Origin of the sequence: Tsuneonella sp. CC-YZS046 (assembly GCF_035581365.1) — a bacterium.
GTDB lineage: Bacteria > Pseudomonadota > Alphaproteobacteria > Sphingomonadales > Sphingomonadaceae > JAWKXU01.
In genome coordinates this window covers 1,992,267-2,010,872 of the sequence record NZ_CP141590.1, presented here as the reverse complement: position 1 = coordinate 2,010,872, position 18,606 = coordinate 1,992,267, and the positions used below count along the sequence as shown (strand labels likewise).

Sequence of the window (18,606 nt, the reverse complement as noted above, 5' to 3'; positions counted from 1 at the left end):
TTCGCGCTCGGGTTGTTGACTGCAATCATTGGCGGGATTGCTGGGCTCATTGAGCCATCGACCTTTCGCTTTGGTCAGCAGGAAACCCCTAGCCGGAGGCGGATAGCGGCAATTTCGTTTGCTGTGTTCATTGTATCCCTTGTGGGCGGGGGGATCGCTGCACCAAAGCCCACGCCAGAGGAGAGGGCGCGCCCGGAACAAGCGGCGAAAGCGGAGGCCGAGGCGGAACGAAAGGAAAAGGAACAAGCTGCACAAGCCAAGGCGAAAAAACAAAAGACACGGGAGAACGAAATATCTGCCCTTTGGAGTAAAATTGTCGATGCCGAGAAAGATTGCTCAAGGCGGGCTGATATCGTCTCTAAGTTGAATTGGAACGATCATTACGCCGCTTATCGCCCGGTTCAAGAGGCACGGGAGGCTTGCAGGAAGTCGTATTGGGCAATGCAAAAAGTTAAGCCATCCAAGAGTTTGAGCAGGTCGGAAAGAGATGCATTTGATGAAGCGATAGAGGTTTGCGCTGATGCCAATCTGGTGCCAAATGTCCTTTGCTCCATCCTGACGGTGCTTAACGGAGACATGCGCCCTTCTGCCGTGCAAGGGATTCGGGATGCTGGCGAGTTAGCACAGGCAACTGTGGCGCAATGCGTCGTCAGCTTTCTTAAGGCCGCTGAAGGTGCTGGAGTTTCAGTGGAGCAGGTTATTCTGAAATAAGCACCACCCGCCGTCCGTCTTTTCAGTCAAAGCTATCACCGCTACTCCTTCACCACATTGAGGCACAGGTGGTGGAGTGGGCTTACTCCGGTCCGGACCTGATAGCGGAGGTGTCCAATCCGGGTGGTACGGTGCTGAACCACTATGTGCCTGGGCCGGGGATTGATGAGGTTATGGTGTGCTGCGAGGGTTCGGGGACGACGAACCGGCGCTGGCTGCAGGTGGACGAGCGCGGCGGGGAGCGACAGTGCGGGCGCCATCGTGCAGATCAACACCTATGACGAATACGGCATTCCGGGCAGTTCCAATCTGGGCCGGTTCATCTGGACCAATCCGATTGGGAATAAGGATACGGCTCATAAAAATCGCGGAGTTTCGGCAGATTCCGAGCGGACGGATCAGGATATTGCTAGGACTTTGACTTGTTACCCTCGCCTTATCAATGCCTCTGATGGAGCCGAACAACAGCGACAAGACGACCATCGTCGAAGCACGGCAAGCCGACTGCTGATGCGATTGGCTAAGGTGGCTCGGATTCCCATTGGGACCCAGCAACATACTCGCAAGTCATTTAATGGCCCTGGGCCCACTAGCACTACTTAGTCAGGTTTTGCGTGTTAGGAGCTCGGAGGTCACATCCTCAATGTAAGCCTTGGTGGCGATCGTGCAGATGATTAGATGGCTTGCCTGAACACTAGCAAGCTCGGCTATGAATTGGCGGGATTGCAGGAAGCCGTAGATTGAACTTCAGACTTTCGCCTCATTAATCACATGGACCTGCGTGAATTCGTGCAGGCCCTCTTGGGCGAACTCAACGCCGAGACCAGATTGCTTGGCGCCGCCAAACGGCATGGTCGGTCCGAAATCGAGATGCTTGTCCATACCGTGCCCGCTTCCATGCGCGTCGCGAGATCATGCGCCGTCTCGCGGTCGTTCGACCAGATGGAGCCGCCCAACCCCATGTCCGAGGAGTTGGCGCGCGCCAGCGCATCCTCTGGATCGTCATAGCGGATCACTGGCAGAACAGGGCCGAACTGTTCTTCGTCGACGAGTCGCGTGCCATCTGCGATATCGCGCACTATGGTCGGCCGAATGAAATAGCCCGGCCGGTCGGGTATCTCTCCGCCGGCGATAATGGTCCCATCCGCGCGCGCCTCTTCGATCAGTGCTCTCACCTTCTCATATTGCGCCTTGTTCTGCAGCGGCCCGATCTGGGCGCCTTGCTTCAGGCCGTCATCGACCACCGCCTCTTCGGCCAGACGCGCAAGTTCCGCGCAGAGCGCGTCATAGATGTCGGCATGGGCATAGACTCGCTTGATTGCAACGCACACCTGCCCCGCGTTGAGGAATGCACTGCCGAAGATGCCCGGCGCCACCTTGGCCGGATCCGCGTCCGGAAGCACAATCGCGGCGTCATTGCCGCCCAGTTCCAGCGTGAGGCGCTTGATCGAGGCGGCCGCGCTGGCCATCACCTTGCGGCCCGTCTCGGTGGAGCCGGTAAAGCTGATCTTCGCGATGCCGGGATGCGCCGTGAGCCGGCCGCCGAGATCATTCTGGTCGGTGACGATGTTGACCACCCCTGCTGGAAATATCCCGGCCATCAATTCACCCAGGCGCAGGGTGGATAGCGGCGTCGTGGGCGCGGGCTTCACCACCAGCGTATTGCCGGCCAGCAGCGCGAAGGGCAGCTTGAAGGCGATGAGCAGGACCGGGAAATTCCAGGGGATGATCGCGCCTACGACGCCGAGCGGGCGCCGATGGACCTCGACGCGCCGGTTGTCACTGTCCTCAAGGAGTTCGACAGGCAGGTCATGGCCGGCCATTTGCCGGATGAAAGCGGCGCTATAGGCGATCTCGGCGCTTGCCTCGTCAAGCGGCTTGCCCTGCTCCTGCGTCAACAGCCCCGCCAGTTCCTCGGTATGCACATCGATGCCGTCGGCAAGCCTGAGAATCATTGCGCGCCGCTCCGCTACAGGCGTCCGTGCCCAGGCTGGAAAGGCCGCCTTCGCAGCCGCAACAGCCGCGTCAAGTTGCTCGGCGGATGCGCGGGGACAAGATGCCAACACCTCCTCGGTTGCCGGGTTGATAACATCCATGACGGCTGCACCGTCGACCAGCCTGCCATCGATCAGCAGCTTATATTCAGCCATTGCATCCTCCCACGTGCTTGTCCCCGGTCGCCTGGACGTTTTCGCCAAGGCAGCGACTGGCCCAGGAGCGCTCCTGGTATCGCGGGACGCTAAAGGCAGAACTGTCGCGCACCTAGGGCCATGGAAGCGCTTCTTGATGGTGCCAGTCGGGCTGCCCCATCAGGCATTGCAGGCGAGAAGATCGGCCACTCGGGCGAACGCTTCGCGGATATTATCCTGGCTGAGGCCGGTATAGCCAAGCACCAGCGATCGTTCGCGAAAACGCCCGGGCTTCCCATATTCATGCACGGCCGCCCCGGAGAAAGGATAGAGGCCGACGCCGCAGTTTTTCCCCAGACTGTGCATCTCGCTGGCGCTCGGCAGGTTCGGGGGAAGGGTCCACATCATATGCATCCCGCATTCCTGCCCTAGAAGCACACCGCCCGGAAAATATCTTTCGACCGATTCGATGACGGCGTCGCGCGCGCCCATATAGGAGCGGCGGATACGTCGCAGATGACGCAGGAAAGCGCCCTCCTTCAGGAAATCGGCCATCACCGCCTGTTCGAGCCAGGGCGCGCCATTATCGGTCAGCGCCTTCACGATCCTCGCTTGGTCGAGAAGATGCCGCGGCAGCACCGCATAGCCGATCCGCAGGCCCGCGCCGATGGATTTGGAGAAGGTGCCGAGATAAATGACATGGCCGTTGCGATCGAGCCCGGCGAGCGCGGTTAGCGGCGGCCCATCATAGCGGAAGTCGCTGTCATAGTCGTCCTCGATAATGTAGCTGCCCGTCTGATAGGCCCAGTCCAACAGAAGCAGGCGTCGGTCGAGACTGAGCGTGCAGCCGGTCGGAAACTGGTGTGACGGGGTCACATAGACGAGGTTGCCCATAAAACCTTCGAGTTGCGAGACGATGATGCCTTGCTCGTCGACATCGATTGGCCGGATGCTGGCCCCATAGCTGCCGAAGAGATAAGCGGCGCCTTGGTAACAGGGATTTTCGACCGCGACGCTCGCCTTGGACGTATCGGCGAGGAATATTCGCGCCAGGAGATTGAGCGCGCCCTGGATGCCTGACGTGATGATGATCTGATCGGCCCCGGGGCTGATGCCACGGGTTTCATTGAGATGCCCGGCAATGGCTTCACGCAGTGCCTGAAGACCTGTGGGATCGCCATATTCGGTCTGCACACCATGGGCATAGGCCAGATGCTTTGCCACCGTGCGCTGCCAGAAGCTGGTCGGGAAGCTGTCAGGATGGGGTCGCCCGACAAAGAAATCGAATTGCGGCCGGGAACGCTTTTCATGCCAGAGATGCGGCGAACGGCCGGTGAAGCTGGGATTCTTGCCGAGGCGAAGCCTCTTGCGGACAGGCTGCGCCGTGACATGGCCGTTGCGCAGCAGCACGGTTGCATCCGGCAATCTGTCATTGACGAATATGCCGGCCTTGGCGCGCGAGGTGATATAGTCCTCGGCGGCAAGCCGCTCATAGGCGAGGACCACGGTATTGCGGGCGATGCCTAACTGCTCGGACATGCCGCGCGTCGAAGGCAGGCGTTTGCCGGCGGGCAGGCTTCCCTTCAGGATCTGGTCGCGCAACTCCTCGTAGAGCTGAACCTGCAAGGATCGCTCGTCATTACGGTCAATGGTGATGATGAGGTTCATCGACATCATTCAGCGTGTCTCTCAAGAGCCTGGGCTTATCCTACCGCCTTGCCGGCCAAGCGAAAGGGCGCTCGCCATCTGGCACCATAAGGTTTCCCGGTTCTGGTCCTACCAGACAGCCATGCCATACTTAAGCCTGCGGCCACAGCTTGCAGGGCTGGACTCATCGAGGGGAATAAAAATGTCCGTCTACCTCAGCATGCAGCGCGTGCGTTTTTCGAGCCCCGACGGCTACGAAAAGTTCAAGGTCATCTTTGCCGATACCCGCAACCATCTCATGAAGATGCCGGGTTTCCTGCACCTGACCTGGTGGGTGCATCCAGAGGATCCCGGCTGGTTCAACGAAGTCAGCTTCTGGATCGATCGCGCATCGCTCAAGGACTGGCACATGAACGTCTATCACAAATATGCGAAGGAATGGGCGGCGCGCGGCGCCATCATGGAAGACATCATCACCAATTTCGAGCTGACCAACACCCGGTTGTTGCGCGTCTGCCCATGCTGCGGCTTGGTCGAGGACAAGGCGTTCGAGCTTAAGGAAGAGCAGAAGGCGCTGGCCGAACCCTGCCCCCAGTGCGAATTCCACTTCCCGGTGATGCCCAATACGCAGAGCAGCTTCGCCGTTTTCAAGGACGTACCCAAACTGCCGGCAGAGCCGGAGCAAGCTCCGGGGCAGGAACTACCGCCCGCAGCCTGATTGTTCGGCATGGAGACGACGCTTCCGGGCAATAGCTGCAAGAGCATGCGGAGCGTTCCAATATCATGGCGGGTTCCGCAAGAGGAACACGGCGCAAGCCATGAACCTGGTCCCGACGGCCGGCTATCTGGCACCATCGAAAATAGCCGTCATGGAGCTAGTGAACGGGTCAGTTTTATCACACCATCCACGCAGCCTGCCGAATAGCCTTCCAGTGCCACGAGAAGGGCGGGACAGGGAACAGAGGAGATCTAGGGATGACGTCAGACGTTCTTTCACGCCCCGCCGTGCATGGCGGCGTTCAGAATGAGCCAAATGAAAAATGGCTGCCCTTCGAGTGGATCGAGCCGCGTTTCGGCGCGCAGGTCCATGGCGAATATGTGGTGATCCGGCGGGAAGGCGTATCGGGATCGCTGTCCGCGGGTTTCTGGCGGACCGGACCCACGGCGCCGGGGGCAGCCCCGGACGGTTCGCATACCATCCTCTACTCTTCGCCGCTGGGCGACGAAACCGCCTGCGTGATCGACGGATCAGCCGTACTCACCGTCGTTTCCACCGGCAAGCGCTATGAGGTCGGCCCGGGTTCGATCATCAGCTCGCCCAAGGGCCTGGAAGTCCAGTGGGACATTCAGGGGCCTTCCTTCAAGAAATATTGGTGCATCTGGAACGGCAGCGAACCGACCGCCAATCCGCCGCAGGACCTGCTGATCACGCATGTCAGCGACAATCCCGGGGAATGGCAGGACTATCATTTCACCGAGCCGGCGGAAGGTCCGCTGGTCGCCGGCGAACTCTATTTCATTCGCGCCGGCGGCTCGACCGGCACGATGCTGAGCGGCGTATGGCGCTCGGGCAAGGGCATCGCCGGGAGCGATGTGGACGCGAAGGGCACGCTGACGACACCCTATACCGGCGTGCTGGGCGACGAAACCATCCTCCTGCTTGAAGGCGAGGTCGAGGTTGTGGAGACCGAAAGCGGGAAGAGCCACAACTTCAAGGCGGGCGACGTGATCGGCCTGTCTTCGGGCATGCATATCACCTGGAAGTCGAAGGGGCCGTTCTCGAAGAAGCTCTGGGTCATCACCCGCGACGTCCTGCCCGAGTAAGTGTCCTACTTTGCGGAGCGGCCGCTGTCCGACAAGCGCCGCTTCGCACTCCACTACCCGGCGGGCTGCTCTGCCAGTGCATTGTAATCAGGCGTATCGCCCCAAGCGGTGAGCGCGGAGAGGAAAATTGAGGGCATGACCGGCAAACCAGCATCGGCGCTTCCTTTGTCTTATACGGAGGCGGTCGAAAATTTCCGTATGGAAACCCAATATGCGCAGTTCGCCGGCGACTTTGATGCCGGCGTGAATGCGTGCGTGGAGTGTTGCGACCGCTACGCGGGCAACGGCCGCACCGCGCTTGTCTGGGTGTCTGCCGATGGACGGCGGGAAGATTACAGCTTTGCGCAGATGCGCGATCTTTCCGCACAGGTTGCGAATATGCTTGTCGCGCATGGAGTCGGTCCCGGTGACGTCGTGGCCGGTCTGTTGCCGCGCACGGTCGAGCTTGTCGCGACTATATTGGGCGCTTGGCGGGCGGGCGCGGTCTATCAACCGCTTTTTACGGCCTTTGGCCCCAAGGCCATCGAGCATCGTCTGAGGATCAGTGAGGCCAGGCTTATTGTCACCGATGGCGCCAATCGCGCCAAGCTCAACGGCATCGCCGATTGCCCACGGATTGCGACCATCGTCGCGCCGGGCGAGAGCCTGCCCGAAGGCGATCTGGACTTCCATGCCGAACTGGCAGTCAACCGCCGCGATTTCACTCCGGTCATGCGCAGGGGCGAAGACCTCTTCCTGATGATGTCCACTTCTGGCACCACCGGCCCGGCCAAGGGTGTCGGCGTGCCACTGCGCGGCCTTGTGGCGATCGGCGCCTATATGCGCTGGGCGGTGGACCTGAGGGCCGAAGACCAGTTCTGGAACATCGCCGATCCGGGTTGGGCCTATGGCCTATATTATGGCATCGCCGGGCCGCTTCTGTTGGGCCATTCGACGACGCTCTATGAGGGTGGCTTCTCGGTCGAGGCGGCCTATGACCTGATCGGCTGGCTCGGCATCACCAATCTCGCAGGCGCCCCCACTGCCTATCGGATGCTGATGGCGGCGGGGCCGGAGGCGGCCGCCAGGATCAAGGGCAAGCTGCGCGTGGTCAGCAGCGCCGGCGAACCGCTCAACCCGGAGGTCATTCGCTGGTTCGCCAGCCAACTCGCCGTCCCGATCCACGATCATTATGGCCAGACCGAAACAGGCATGGTGGTAAACAATCATCACGGGCTGGTCCATCCCATGCGCATGGGATCGGCAGGCCTCGCCATGCCGGGATACCGTGTCGCCGTGATCGACGAGGCGGACAGGGAACTGGGCGCCAATCGGCCCGGCACGCTTGCGATCGACATCGCCAACTCGCCGCTACTCTGGTTCGACGGTTATTGGCGACAGGACACCCCGACGATCGCAGGCGGCTATTACAGAACCGGCGACACGGTCGAACTGGAAAGCGACGGCAGCATCAGTTTTATCGGCCGCGCCGACGATGTCATCACCTCCTCGGGTTATCGGATAGGTCCCTTCGATGTCGAAAGCGCGTTGGTCGAGCATCCTGCGGTCATGGAAACTGCGGTGATCGGTGTGCCCGACCCCGACCGCACTGAACTGGTCAAGGCATTCGTGGTCCTGAACAAGGGGTATGAGGCCACTCTCGAACTCGCCGAGGCGCTCAAGCTGCATGTGAAGACCCGTCTATCGGCCCATGCCTATCCCCGGCATGTCGCGTTCGTGGATGAACTGCCCAAAACACCGAGCGGAAAGATCCAGCGCTTCATGCTGCGTGCGATGGAATGCAACCAGGCGGTTTGAACGGGCTGGCTAGCCAATCTGGCACCATCAAAAAGCGGTAAACAGGCACTAAGAAGAGTATCAGATTTCCGGCACTTTGGACCTTGACACTGGAACTGAGGGTATCGGGCAATAGCCCGCCATCTCCCTCGGTGGCCGGCGTTCAGGTGAAACTCGGCCACACAAATGCACCCAGATGTAGTGGCCCGACGAGGGAGGTCCGTATGAAAAAGGTTGGAGCCATCAGTATTGTCGCGGTTGCGGCATGTCTTTCCGCGCCGGCGCTTGCACAGGAGGCCGGTGCGCAGCCGGTCCAGTCGGGCGGTCTGGAAGAGATCGTCGTCACCGCGACCAAGCGATCGGAAAATCTCCAAGACGTGCCCGTCGCGGTTTCGGCCATTTCCTCCTCGGCGCTGACCGCCAAGGGCGTGTTCGACACATCCGACCTCAACGCCTCGATGCCCAATCTCCAGGTGTCGTCGGCCTATGGTTCGCAGCAACCCAATTTCACGTTGCGGGGCGTCGGTGTCGGCACCGAACTCAGCGCCAGCGCCGCATCGCCGGTCGGCGTCTATGTCGACGAGGTTTACCAGACGTTCCGCGCGAGCCAGGGGCAGCAGCTCTACGATCTGGAGCAGGTCGAGGTCGTGCGCGGCCCTCAGGGCACCCTTTATGGCCGCAACACGACCGGCGGCGCGATCAACTTCATCACCCGCAAGCCCGACCTCGAGGGCGCCAACGGCTATCTGACCGTTGGCTATGGCAATTACGATCGCAAGAGCGCCGAAGGCGCGATCGAACTGACGCCTGTCGAAGGCCAGCTCGGTATCCGCATCGCCGGCACATATGTCAAATCCGATCCCTATATCCGCAATCTGATGCCCGCTGGCCTCAATACCACCGCCGCCGGCGGTGCGTCCGGCATCAACTTCGCCACCGGCCACGATCCCAACGGCGACGAAAGCTACGGCATTCGCGGAACCATCCGCATAGCGCCGAGCGATGCTCTCGATATCAGCGTGAAAGGCTATGCCGCCAAGACGACCGGCGGCGTGGCCGCCTCGCTCGGCGCGGGGCCGTCGATAGCCAATGCTGCCGTAATCGATTACGAGAACCCCAATTTCATTCTCGGGCCGGCATTCCAGTTGCTGGGCGACAATGGCACCGGACTGCTGCCCAGCACTTACAGCCGGGCGGGTTTGTCCGATACCCAGATCGAGCAGGACACGGTCGGACGCGCCGTCACTCGCGCGGAGGGCGTGGTGCTGACGATCAAGGCCGAACTGGCCGACCAGCTCAACTTGACCTCCATCACTGGCTATGACTCGGGCCGCTATCTCCAGACCCAGACCGATTGCGACAGCGGTCCACTCCGCCTGTGTTCCAACGGCTACCAGTCCAATTTCAAGGCGTTCAACCAGGATCTCCGCTTCGACTATGGCAGCGGTCCGTTCAAGGTCATTGCCGGCGCCTATTATGGTTGGGACAGCGTCACCTCCGACAATGATATCGACATCTTCAATTTGCTGAGCGACGTGCGCGCCGCGGTTGGCCTGCCCGCCACATGGTTCAATCCGGCCGGCGGCTTCAGCGGAACCGTGCTGTCGGTCGGTTCCATTCCGACCGGCATTCGAGGCCAGCAGCATTTCAAGCAGAATCGTGAAAGCTGGGCGGTCTATGGCGAAGGCAGCTATGAGATTACCCCCACCCTCAAATTCACCGCGGGCGTGCGCTACACCACCGATACCACCGACTATAAGGATGGCCTGACCACCTATTTTGACGATGCCGGCAATCCCCGCATGCTGGCGGTGTCGGCCTATGGCGCGCCCTATTTCCTTGCGCCGATCCACGACGAGGCAGGCAATGTGGTCATTCCGGCCACAGCCGATCCAAATCCTGGTGGCGTCAACAAGCGCGGCAAGACCAGCCGCGTCTCCGGCCGTGCGATCCTCGACTGGAAGCCTGTCGACGGGATCATGCTCTATGGCAGCTACAGCCGCGGCTATCGCGCGGGCACCTTCAACGGCCTCGCTTATATCAGCTCGCCGCAGGTCTATTTCGTCAAGCCCGAGGAAGTGAACGCCTTCGAGGTCGGCTTCAAGACCCGTTTTCTCGACAACCGGCTGCAAATCAACGGCAGCTTCTTCTATTATGACTACAAGAATCAACAGAGCCAGGTCGTCGACCAGAGCGTGACGGCCAACATCATCACGCTCGACGGGACGATGAAGGGCCTCGAACTCGATGTTGAGTTCGCCGCCACCAATCGCCTGACGCTGAGTGCCTCGCTCGGCTTGCTCGACAGCAAATATAAGGGCTATGATCAGGCGGCATGTGCCGCGCTGAACCTGAGCGGCCTCTTCCCCGCGCAGGACGGCTCCTGCGTTCAGTCGGGCGCCGGTAGCGTCAGTGTTGGCGGCAATCCCTTTCCCTACGCGCCCAAGACCTCGATCAACCTGGGCTTCGACTGGGACGCTGCGGATATCGGCGACGGCAAGCTCAAGGTCCATGGCGACACCGCCTATACTGGACGCTTCTATTATGACTCGTTCAAGGACTATAGCCGCGGCGTTCTTCAGAACCTCGCCACTGGTCCTTATACGCAGGGGGAAGGCGACTATTGGGTGTTCAACGGCCGCATCAGCTACGTGACCGATCGTTATACCTTCTCGGTCTGGGGCAAGAACCTGTCGAACAAGCTCTACTTCCCGGCAGGCTATCCCAATGAAGGCATCACTGGCGCGGGCTATCTGGTCCGGGCACTGCCCCGAACCTACGGTGTCGAAGGCACATTCCGGTTCTGATCACGGCAAGGGGGCCGGGTCCTGCGGCCCCCTGTCTCTTCCCGATCACGCACTCGGTGCGATCGCATGGAACTTGCAATAATGTTGGAGTTCGACCTTGAAGACCCGCGGCGCCGTTGCATTCGAAGCGAAGAAGCCGCTCGAGATCGTCGAACTGGATCTGGAAGGGCCGAAGGCGGGCGAGGTGCTGGTGGAGATCATGGCGACGGGCATCTGCCACACCGACGCCTACACGCTGGACGGCTTCGATTCGGAAGGAATCTTCCCCTCGATCCTCGGCCATGAAGGCGCGGGCATCGTGCGCGAGGTGGGCGCGGGCGTGACCAGCGTGGCGCCGGGCGACCATGTCATCCCGCTCTACACTCCGGAATGCCGGCAGTGTAAGTCCTGCCTTTCCGGCAAGACCAACCTGTGCACCGCGATCCGCGCCACCCAGGGCAAGGGGCTGATGCCGGACGGCACCACGCGCTTTTCATACAAGGGGCAGCCGATCTATCATTACATGGGCTGCTCGACCTTCTCCAACTTCACCGTGCTGCCGGAAATCGCGGTGGCGAAGATCCGGGAGGACGCGCCGTTCCAGACCAGCTGCTATGTCGGCTGCGGCGTGACCACCGGGGTCGGGGCTGTGGTCAACACCGCCAAGGTCCAGGTCGGGGAGAAGGTCGTCGTCTTCGGCCTGGGCGGCATCGGGCTGAATGTGATCCAGGGTGCGAAGATGGTGGGCGCGGATGTGATCGTCGGCGTCGATCTCAACCCCGACCGGGAGGAATGGGGCCGCAAGTTCGGCATGACTCACTTCATCAACGGCGCGGGCAAGAGCCGCGACGACGTGATCGCCGAAGTGCTGCAACTGACCGACGGCGGCGCGGACTACAGCTTCGACGCCACCGGCAACACCGAGGTGATGCGCACCGCGCTGGAATGCTGCCACCGCGGCTGGGGCGAATCGATCATCATCGGCGTGGCCGAAGCGGGCAAGGAGATCAGCACCCGCCCGTTCCAGCTGGTCACCGGCCGGGTGTGGAAGGGCACCGCGTTCGGCGGGGCCAAGGGCCGCACCGATGTGCCGAAGATCGTGGACTGGTACATGAACGGCAAGATCCAGATCGACCCGATGATTACCCATGTCCTGACGCTGGAAGAGATCAACAAGGGCTTCGACCTGATGCATGCGGGTGAATCCATCCGCAGCGTGGTCCTGTTCTAAAGAGCCTTGAATTGGACCAGTTCTTCGATTGCGTTTCGAAAAACTCAATGCATTGAAACATCAAGACAATATGGTATTTTTGAGGAGGTTATTCGATTTTTCACCTTTGACCCTTTCCCGCATAAAAAATGGAAACCTTTATTGCGATATATTCGCAATAAAAGAAGAAACAGTCAGAGACAGAGAAATCGAATAACCCCCCAAAATCACGGAAAACAGGCATCCCGGAACCGTGTCAACAGTGTCAACTTCGGCGCTGGCGCATGCCCTGAGCGGCCCGGCGCGCGGCCCCGTGCACGGCCTCTTGGCCGAAAGCCATCCCGCGTTCCATGCCCGCAAGCAGGCGGGGTGAGGATAGCGGTAACGCGGGTTTGCTGCCGTGCGGAGCCGGAGTCAGTCGGAGATCAGACCACCGCTTCGCTGCCCAGCACGCAATCCTGCTCGCCCGCCTCGATCTGGATCGTCGGATGGCCGATATGGAAGCGGCGCTCCAGTTCATGCGCGATCTCGTGCAGGAAGGCGTCGCCCGGATGGCCGCCGGGCATCACCAGATGGGCGGTGAGCGCGTTTTCCGTGGTGCTCATCGGCCAGATATGGAGATCGTGCACCGCGCCGACGCCGGGCAGTGCCGCCAGCCAGCCGCGCACCTCGTCCTGGTCGATGCCGTCGGGCACCCCCAGCAGGCCCATCTTCACGCTGTCCTTCAGCAGGCCCCAGGTGCCCCAGGCGATGATCCCCACGATGATGAGGCTGGTCGCCGGGTCGATCCAGGCCTTGCCGGTCAGCAGGATCAGCAGCCCGGCCACGACCACGCCGACCGAGATCAGCGCGTCGGCCACCATGTGCAGGAAGGCGCCGCGGATGTTGATGTCCTGCTTGCGGCCGCCCATGAACAGCAGCGCGGTCGCCGTGTTGATGACGACGCCGATCCCGGCGACCACGATCATGGTCATGCCTTCCACCGGCGCGGGCTCGAAGAAGCGCCGCAGCGTCTCGATCAGGATCGCGCCCACCGCCACCAGCAGCAGCCCCGCATTGACGAGCGCGGCAAGGATGGAGCTGGACTTGAAGCCATAGGTGAAGCGGGCGGTAGGGGGCCGCGCGGTCATCACGCTGGCGCCCCATGCGACCAGCAGGCTCAGCACATCGGACAGGTTGTGGCCCGCGTCGGCCACCAGCGCCATCGAGCCGGAGAGCAGGCCATAGACTGCCTCGACCACGACGAAGACGGTGTTGAGCGCCACGCCGATGGCGAAGGCGCGGCCATAATTCGCGGGCGCGTGGGCATGGCCATGATGGTGGTGGCCGTGCGAGTGCCCGTGCGAATGGCCCTGACCGTGCCCGTGGCCATGATCGTCATCGACGTGATCGTGGGAATGCGTAGCGCCCATGCGCTACTCATAGACGCAGGCGTCCAGCCCGTCACGCCGGACGATGCCGATGCGGGCCTGGATGCTGTTGCCGTAGCGCCGGGTGAAGCCGGAAGGGCTGACGGCCTCGCGCTCCTTGGGCAGGGGCAGCACCGCCGCGATCCGCGCGGCCTCGCTCCGGGTCAGGCGCGCCGCCGAATGGTTGAAATAACGCTGCGCCCCGGCCTCCACGCCATAGGTGCCGATCCCGGTTTCCGCGACATTGAGGTAGACTTCCATGATCCGCCGCTTGCCCCACACGCTTTCGATCAGCATCGTGAACCAGGCTTCCAGCCCCTTGCGGAAATAGCCGCCGCCCTGCCACAGGAACACGTTCTTGGCGGTCTGCTGGCTGATGGTGGAGCCGCCCCGGATGCGGCCGCCCTGTGCGTTGCGCTCTATCGCCCGTTCGATCGCCTCGCGGTCGAACCCGTCATGGCCGCAGAACTTGCCGTCCTCTCCGGCAATGGCGGCGGACACCATGTTGCGGTCGATGCGGGACAGCGGCGTCCAGTCCTTCGAGAAGCCGTTCCCGTCCATCAGCATGGTGGCCGTCACCGGCACCGGGACGAAGCGATAGAGCACCACCAGCCCGATGCTGAGCACCAGGAAGGCGAGGATGGCGTTAATGAAAAAGCGGACGAGGCGGCTGGCCATGCCCTTGCTTTAGCGGCGAAGACGCCAAGAGGGAATCCTCCTTTGCCGGGCACATGCCCGGGGGAAAAATCCATTCCCGCCATCGCCCGGCGGCCCGCCGCGAAGCGGCGCAACGAAAAGGGCCGGCACCCCGAGGATACCGGCCCGATATTGCTTGCGGGACAGCGCCGGTCAGGCGGGCAGCAGCCTTTCCGAAGCGATCCGCTGCATCGCCTTCTGCAGCTTCTCGAACGCGCGCACCTCGATCTGACGGATACGCTCCCGGCTCACGTCGTAGACCTGGCTCAGTTCCTCCAGGGTCTGCGGCTCGTCCGTCAGGCGCCGTTCGATCAGGATATGGCGCTCCCGCTCGTTCAGGCTGTCCATCGCTTCTGCCAGCATGTCGTGGCGGAGCTGGGCTTCCTCGGCCTCGGCGACCGTCTCGTCCTGCAAGGGGCGGTCGTCGGTCAGCCAATCCTGCCACTGGCCGGAGCCTTCCTCGTCGCTGCGCATGGAGACATTGAGCGAGGCGTCGCCGCCCATCAGCATCCGGCGGTTCATGCTGACCACTTCATGTTCCGGCACGCCCAGATCCTCGGCGATCTTCCTGACATCGTCGGGATGCAGGTCGGTGTCGTCATAAGCGTCGAGGTTCTTCTTCATCCGGCGCAGGTTGAAGAACAGCTTCTTCTGGGCGGCGGTGGTGCCCATCTTGACCAGCGACCAGCTGCGCAGGATGAATTCCTGGATGGATGCCTTGATCCACCACATCGCATAGGTCGCGAGGCGGAAGCCGCGATCCGGCTCGAACTTCTTGACGCCCTGCATCAGGCCGACATTGCCTTCCGAGATCAGGTCGGACACCGGCAGGCCATAGCCGCGATAGCCCATGGCGATCTTCGCCACGAGCCGCAGGTGGCTGGTCACCAGCTGCTTGGCCGCTTCCGGGTCCTCATGTTCCTGGAACCGCTTGGCGAGCATGTATTCCTGCTCCGCCGTCAGCATCGGGAACTTCTTGATCTCGGCCAGATAGCGGTTGAGGCTCTGCTCGCCGCTCAGGGCCGGGACGCTTGCAGTCTTGATGGTCTTCTCAGTCACTTCGATCCCTCACCTTCTCGCGTCGGCCGCACTCGCGGACCCCGTCCGGGCATCCGGCATTCGCGGCCACATAGGTTTCATGGAACTGGGTTCACTTGTATCATAAACGCGCGATTTTTTCCAGTAGTTCCCGCATATCGGACGGCATTTCACTGCTGAAACGAATTGTTTCCCCGCTGATAGGATGGATGAATCCGAGGACAGCCGCGTGAAGCGCCTGGCGGGTGAAGCCAAGGCCGGAAAGGACCGGCCTGAGTCGCGGATTTGCACACCCATAGAGTGGGTCGCCCAATAGCGAATGTCCGATTGACGACATATGAACACGCACCTGATGGGTGCGGCCGGTTTCCAGCCGGCATTCGACCAGCGCGGCGCCGGATGCGCCATGGCCGAACGATTCCAGCACCTTGTAGTGAGTCACCGCATGTTTGCCACGATTGTCGCCATCCTCGAGCAGGGCCATCTTCTTGCGATTGGTGGCCGAACGGCCGATTCGGCCGCGAATCGTGCCGGCGGCGGACGCCGGAACCCCGTTCACGATGGCCAGATAGGCGCGCTCGATCGAATGGTCCGCGAATTGCCTCGCCAGCCCTTCATGCGCGGCGTCGCTTTTCGCCGCGACCAGCAGGCCGGAGGTATCCTTGTCGATCCGGTGGACGATGCCGGGGCGGGCGACCCCGCCGATGCCGGAAAGCCCGCCGCCGCAGTGGTGCAGCAGGGCATTGACCAATGTGCCGTCGGGATTGCCCGCGGCGGGATGCACCACCAGCCCGGCGGGCTTGTCGACCACGATCAGGTCGGCATCCTCGTAAACCACGGCGAGGGGAATGTCCTGCGCCCGCGCTTCGGCCGGAATGACGGGCGGCACGGCGATGGCATAGGCCGTGCCTGCCGCCGGCTTGAGCGATGCTTGGCTGGCGGGCTTGCCGTCCAGCGCGATGCGGCCTTCGCCCAGCAGCGCCTTGATCCGCTCGCGGGACAGGCCGGTCGCCTCGGCCAGCGCCTTGTCGAGCCGTTGCCCGCCTTCGGCCAGAATGCCGCGAATGACTTCCCTGTCCCCCATGGCTATGAAGATGGGGATGAATCTGGAGATGGCAACCGATGTATCCGTTCGCCCTGAGCTTGTCGAAGGGCAGTCCTTCGATTAGCCCATTTGCATGTCGTTTTGGGCTTACATGCTCCATTGCCGTGGCGGAGTGTTTTATACCGGTCACACCGATGATCTCGAACGCCGGTTGGGGGAGCATCAGAGCGGACATATGACCGGCTTTACGCGTGGATTGCTTCCGGTCGAATTAGTGTGGTCCCAGGAATTCCCGACCCGAATGGAAGCGCTGGAAGCCGAAAGGCAGATCAAGGGATGGTCCCGCAAGAAGAAACTAGCCTTGATCAGAGGAGACTGGGACGGGATTTCGCGCCTGGCGAAAAGCAAGAGCTGCCCTTCGACAAGCTCAGGGCGAACGGAAATCCATATTTCGCCAACTGTGCTGACTGATCTTTTGAGTGAAGCTGCTCGCGTAGCTCCAGAGGAGGCGTGCGGCCTGCTGATGGGCCATGAGCGGGACGGGAGATTGCGTATCGCGCGCGCCGTGGCCGCCCCGAATGTGGCGGCCGAGCCGGAGCGCCGTTTCGAGATCGATCCGCGCGTCCTGATCGATGCACAGCGCGCCGCACGCGAAGGCGGGGCGCAGGTCGTGGGCTATTACCATTCCCACCCCGCCGGCGCGGCCCGGCCATCCGCCACGGATCGCGAGATGGCGGCGCATGACGGGCGGGTCTGGGCGGTGGTGGCGGGTGGCGAGGTGCGATTCTGGCGGGATGCCGCCAATCGTTTCGAACCGCTTTCCTACAGGCTCGTAGATGGTTAAGGCGGCGCCATGGGCATCCATCATGCAGCGGCGGTTCCACCTCGTTCCCCTGCGGAACCGGAGCATCGGGATTTTGCCCTGGACAGTGTCAACCTTGTCAACTTTGGCAGGAAACCGGGCGTAAACTGAATATGACCACATCTTCCATCGATCTTGCCAGCTTGCTGTGCTCGCGCTTGTGCCATGACCTGCTGAGCCCGGTCGGCGCTCTGTCCAACGGGCTTGAGCTACTGACGGAGGAAAAAAACCCGGAAATGCGCCAGCGCTGCTTCGAGCTGCTGGAGCAGAGCGCCCGGATTTCGGCGGACAAGCTCAAGTTCTTCCGTCTTGCCTTCGGCGCCGCCGGCGGTTTCGGCGAGTTCGTTCCCACCGAGGAGCCGCGCGCGCTGATCGACGCGCTGGTCGCGGGGAACGACCGGATCGCGGTGAACTGGGGCCTCGCGGCGGAAGCGCTGCCCAAGCCGGCGGTGAAGGTGCTGCTCAATCTCGCCCAGATCGGCATGGATGCGCTGGTGCGCGGCGGAACGCTCGACATCGGGGCAGAACTGCATGGCGGCGCATGCGAGATCGTGGTGCGCGCGGCCGGGCCGAAGATCGCGTTCGATCCCGCGATCGGGCAGGCGCTGGATGGTTCGATGCCGACGCAGGAATTGTCCAGCCGCACCGCCGCCGCCCATATGATTCACCTGCTGGCGAGCCAATCCGGCGGGGGCATCCAGTATGCGCTCACCCCCGAAGCGCTAGTGATGGGCGCGGTGCTGCCGCAGGGCTGACGGAGCCGGGCGATGGACGAGCTGGTGCATCGCGAGACGCCGTCCCCCAACTGGAACGAACGCGCCCTGCCGATTTCGATGGTGGTGCTGCATTACACCGGGATGCGCACCGCCGCCGAGGCGCTGGAGCGGATGTGCGATCCGGCGGCCGAGGTTTCCGCCCATTACATGATCGACGAGGACGGCACCGTCCATCGCCTGGTCGACGAGGCGAAGCGCGCCTGGCATGCGGGCAAGTCCTACTGGCGCGGCGTGACCGACGTGAACTCCGCAAGCATCGGCATCGAGCTGGTCAATCCGGGGCATGAATGGGGATACCGCCCCTTCACCGGGGCGCAGATGGATTCCCTGATCCCGCTGCTGGGCGCTATCGTGAAGCGCCACGATATTCCGCGCGCCAATGTGGTGGGCCATTCCGACATCGCCCCGGCGCGCAAGGAGGACCCGGGCGAATTGTTCGAGTGGGAACGGCTGGCCCGCGTTCGCCTCGCCTTGCCCGTGCCCTGCATCGCGCTGGGCGCGCCGTTTCCCAATGACGGGGCCTTCCTGCTGGGGCTGGAACGGTTCGGATACGACGTTTCCAACGGCCGCGCGGCGGTGGCGGCATTCCAGCGGCGGTGGCGTCCAGCGCGGATCGACGGCGAGATCGACGGGGAGCTTGGCGCGATATTGTTCAAGCTGCTCTTGGAACGGGATCGCGGCCACGCTAGATAGGCCG

General features: G+C 62.2%; 15 protein-coding genes and 2 pseudogenes. 10 read left to right on the top strand and 7 right to left on the bottom strand.

Annotated elements, in window-relative coordinates; translation table 11 throughout:
* The first annotated feature begins 15 nt into the window (after positions 1–15).
* Positions 16–711 (top strand): hypothetical protein, encoded by a 696-nt coding sequence (locus U8326_RS09850; protein ID WP_324740042.1) that lies wholly within the window; start codon positions 16–18, stop codon positions 709–711.
* Positions 712–1,458: 747 nt separating this feature from the next.
* Here the strand turns inward: U8326_RS09850 and U8326_RS09845 are convergent.
* From U8326_RS09845 to U8326_RS09835, 3 genes and pseudogenes are all read right to left on the bottom strand, one after another.
* On the bottom strand, positions 1,459–1,563 hold the full coding sequence (locus U8326_RS09845; protein WP_324740040.1) for an aldehyde dehydrogenase family protein: 105 nt from the start codon (positions 1,561–1,563) through the stop codon (positions 1,459–1,461).
* A gap of 83 nt (positions 1,564–1,646) precedes the next feature.
* A pseudogene (locus U8326_RS09840) lies at positions 1,647–2,807 on the bottom strand (aldehyde dehydrogenase family protein); the annotation flags it as partial.
* Between the two features lie 213 nt (positions 2,808–3,020).
* Positions 3,021–4,517, bottom strand: coding sequence for a PLP-dependent aminotransferase family protein (locus U8326_RS09835; RefSeq protein WP_324740038.1), 1,497 nt, complete (start codon positions 4,515–4,517; stop codon positions 3,021–3,023).
* A 172-nt stretch (positions 4,518–4,689) separates the two neighbouring features.
* On the opposite strand from U8326_RS09835, the gene U8326_RS09830 reads away from it, so the two are divergent.
* The 5 genes from U8326_RS09830 to U8326_RS09810 all read left to right on the top strand — a co-directional run bounded on the left by U8326_RS09830 (position 4,690) and on the right by U8326_RS09810 (position 12,104).
* Complete coding sequence (locus U8326_RS09830; protein WP_324740036.1) at positions 4,690–5,205, top strand: antibiotic biosynthesis monooxygenase family protein; 516 nt, start codon at positions 4,690–4,692, stop codon at positions 5,203–5,205.
* Positions 5,206–5,462: 257 nt separating this feature from the next.
* Complete coding sequence (locus U8326_RS09825) at positions 5,463–6,311, top strand: cupin domain-containing protein (RefSeq protein WP_324740034.1); 849 nt, start codon at positions 5,463–5,465, stop codon at positions 6,309–6,311.
* A 135-nt stretch (positions 6,312–6,446) separates the two neighbouring features.
* Positions 6,447–8,108, top strand: a complete 1,662-nt coding sequence (locus U8326_RS09820; protein ID WP_324740032.1) for an acyl-CoA synthetase — start codon at positions 6,447–6,449, stop codon at positions 8,106–8,108.
* A gap of 203 nt (positions 8,109–8,311) precedes the next feature.
* Positions 8,312–10,894: a TonB-dependent receptor gene (locus U8326_RS09815; protein WP_324740030.1), complete on the top strand. Its 2,583-nt coding sequence runs from the start codon at positions 8,312–8,314 to the stop codon at positions 10,892–10,894.
* Between the two features lie 97 nt (positions 10,895–10,991).
* Positions 10,992–12,104, top strand: a complete 1,113-nt coding sequence (locus U8326_RS09810) for an S-(hydroxymethyl)glutathione dehydrogenase/class III alcohol dehydrogenase (RefSeq protein ID WP_324740028.1) — start codon at positions 10,992–10,994, stop codon at positions 12,102–12,104.
* A gap of 404 nt (positions 12,105–12,508) precedes the next feature.
* Here the strand turns inward: U8326_RS09810 and U8326_RS09805 are convergent, their stop codons facing one another.
* The 4 genes from U8326_RS09805 to U8326_RS09790 all read right to left on the bottom strand — a co-directional run bounded on the left by U8326_RS09805 (position 12,509) and on the right by U8326_RS09790 (position 16,310).
* Positions 12,509–13,495: a cation diffusion facilitator family transporter gene (locus U8326_RS09805; protein WP_324740026.1), complete on the bottom strand. Its 987-nt coding sequence runs from the start codon at positions 13,493–13,495 to the stop codon at positions 12,509–12,511.
* A 3-nt stretch (positions 13,496–13,498) separates the two neighbouring features.
* Positions 13,499–14,170: a monofunctional biosynthetic peptidoglycan transglycosylase gene (gene mtgA, locus U8326_RS09800; protein ID WP_324740024.1), complete on the bottom strand. Its 672-nt coding sequence runs from the start codon at positions 14,168–14,170 to the stop codon at positions 13,499–13,501.
* A 171-nt stretch (positions 14,171–14,341) separates the two neighbouring features.
* On the bottom strand, positions 14,342–15,232 hold the full coding sequence (rpoH, locus tag U8326_RS09795) for an RNA polymerase sigma factor RpoH (RefSeq protein ID WP_416385530.1): 891 nt from the start codon (positions 15,230–15,232) through the stop codon (positions 14,342–14,344).
* A 115-nt stretch (positions 15,233–15,347) separates the two neighbouring features.
* Entirely contained in the window at positions 15,348–16,310 is a 963-nt protein-coding gene (locus U8326_RS09790; RefSeq protein WP_324740021.1) for an RluA family pseudouridine synthase, read from the bottom strand.
* 94 nt (positions 16,311–16,404) lie between these two features.
* On the opposite strand from U8326_RS09790, the pseudogene U8326_RS09785 reads away from it, so the two are divergent.
* The 4 genes and pseudogenes from U8326_RS09785 to U8326_RS09770 form a co-directional block, all read left to right on the top strand.
* Positions 16,405–16,614, top strand: a pseudogene (locus U8326_RS09785) (GIY-YIG nuclease family protein); the annotation flags it as partial.
* 18 nt (positions 16,615–16,632) lie between these two features.
* A complete protein-coding gene (locus U8326_RS09780) occupies positions 16,633–17,115 on the top strand; it encodes a Mov34/MPN/PAD-1 family protein (RefSeq protein WP_416385529.1) in 483 nt (160 codons plus the stop codon).
* 131 nt (positions 17,116–17,246) lie between these two features.
* Positions 17,247–17,888 carry a histidine phosphotransferase family protein gene (locus U8326_RS09775; RefSeq protein ID WP_324740019.1) on the top strand — a complete coding sequence of 214 codons (642 nt, stop codon included), beginning with the start codon at positions 17,247–17,249 and terminating at the stop codon, positions 17,886–17,888.
* 12 nt (positions 17,889–17,900) lie between these two features.
* Complete coding sequence (locus U8326_RS09770; RefSeq protein ID WP_324740017.1) at positions 17,901–18,602, top strand: N-acetylmuramoyl-L-alanine amidase; 702 nt, start codon at positions 17,901–17,903, stop codon at positions 18,600–18,602.
* Positions 18,603–18,606 lie beyond the last annotated feature (4 nt).

Coding starts and splice junctions, on each gene's coding strand:
- U8326_RS09830 (WP_324740036.1), top strand. CDS start 4,690: ATGTCCGTCTACCTCAGCATGCAGCGCGTGCGTTTTTCGAGCCCCGAC.
- U8326_RS09775 (WP_324740019.1), top strand. CDS start 17,247: ATGACCACATCTTCCATCGATCTTGCCAGCTTGCTGTGCTCGCGCTTG.
- U8326_RS09820 (WP_324740032.1), top strand. CDS start 6,447: ATGACCGGCAAACCAGCATCGGCGCTTCCTTTGTCTTATACGGAGGCG.
- U8326_RS09805 (WP_324740026.1), bottom strand. CDS start 13,495: ATGGGCGCTACGCATTCCCACGATCACGTCGATGACGATCATGGCCAC.
- mtgA (WP_324740024.1), bottom strand. CDS start 14,170: ATGGCCAGCCGCCTCGTCCGCTTTTTCATTAACGCCATCCTCGCCTTC.
- U8326_RS09835 (WP_324740038.1), bottom strand. CDS start 4,517: ATGATGTCGATGAACCTCATCATCACCATTGACCGTAATGACGAGCGA.
- U8326_RS09790 (WP_324740021.1), bottom strand. CDS start 16,310: ATGGGGGACAGGGAAGTCATTCGCGGCATTCTGGCCGAAGGCGGGCAA.
- U8326_RS09770 (WP_324740017.1), top strand. CDS start 17,901: ATGGACGAGCTGGTGCATCGCGAGACGCCGTCCCCCAACTGGAACGAA.
- U8326_RS09845 (WP_324740040.1), bottom strand. CDS start 1,563: ATGCCGTTTGGCGGCGCCAAGCAATCTGGTCTCGGCGTTGAGTTCGCC.
- U8326_RS09815 (WP_324740030.1), top strand. CDS start 8,312: ATGAAAAAGGTTGGAGCCATCAGTATTGTCGCGGTTGCGGCATGTCTT.
- U8326_RS09825 (WP_324740034.1), top strand. CDS start 5,463: ATGACGTCAGACGTTCTTTCACGCCCCGCCGTGCATGGCGGCGTTCAG.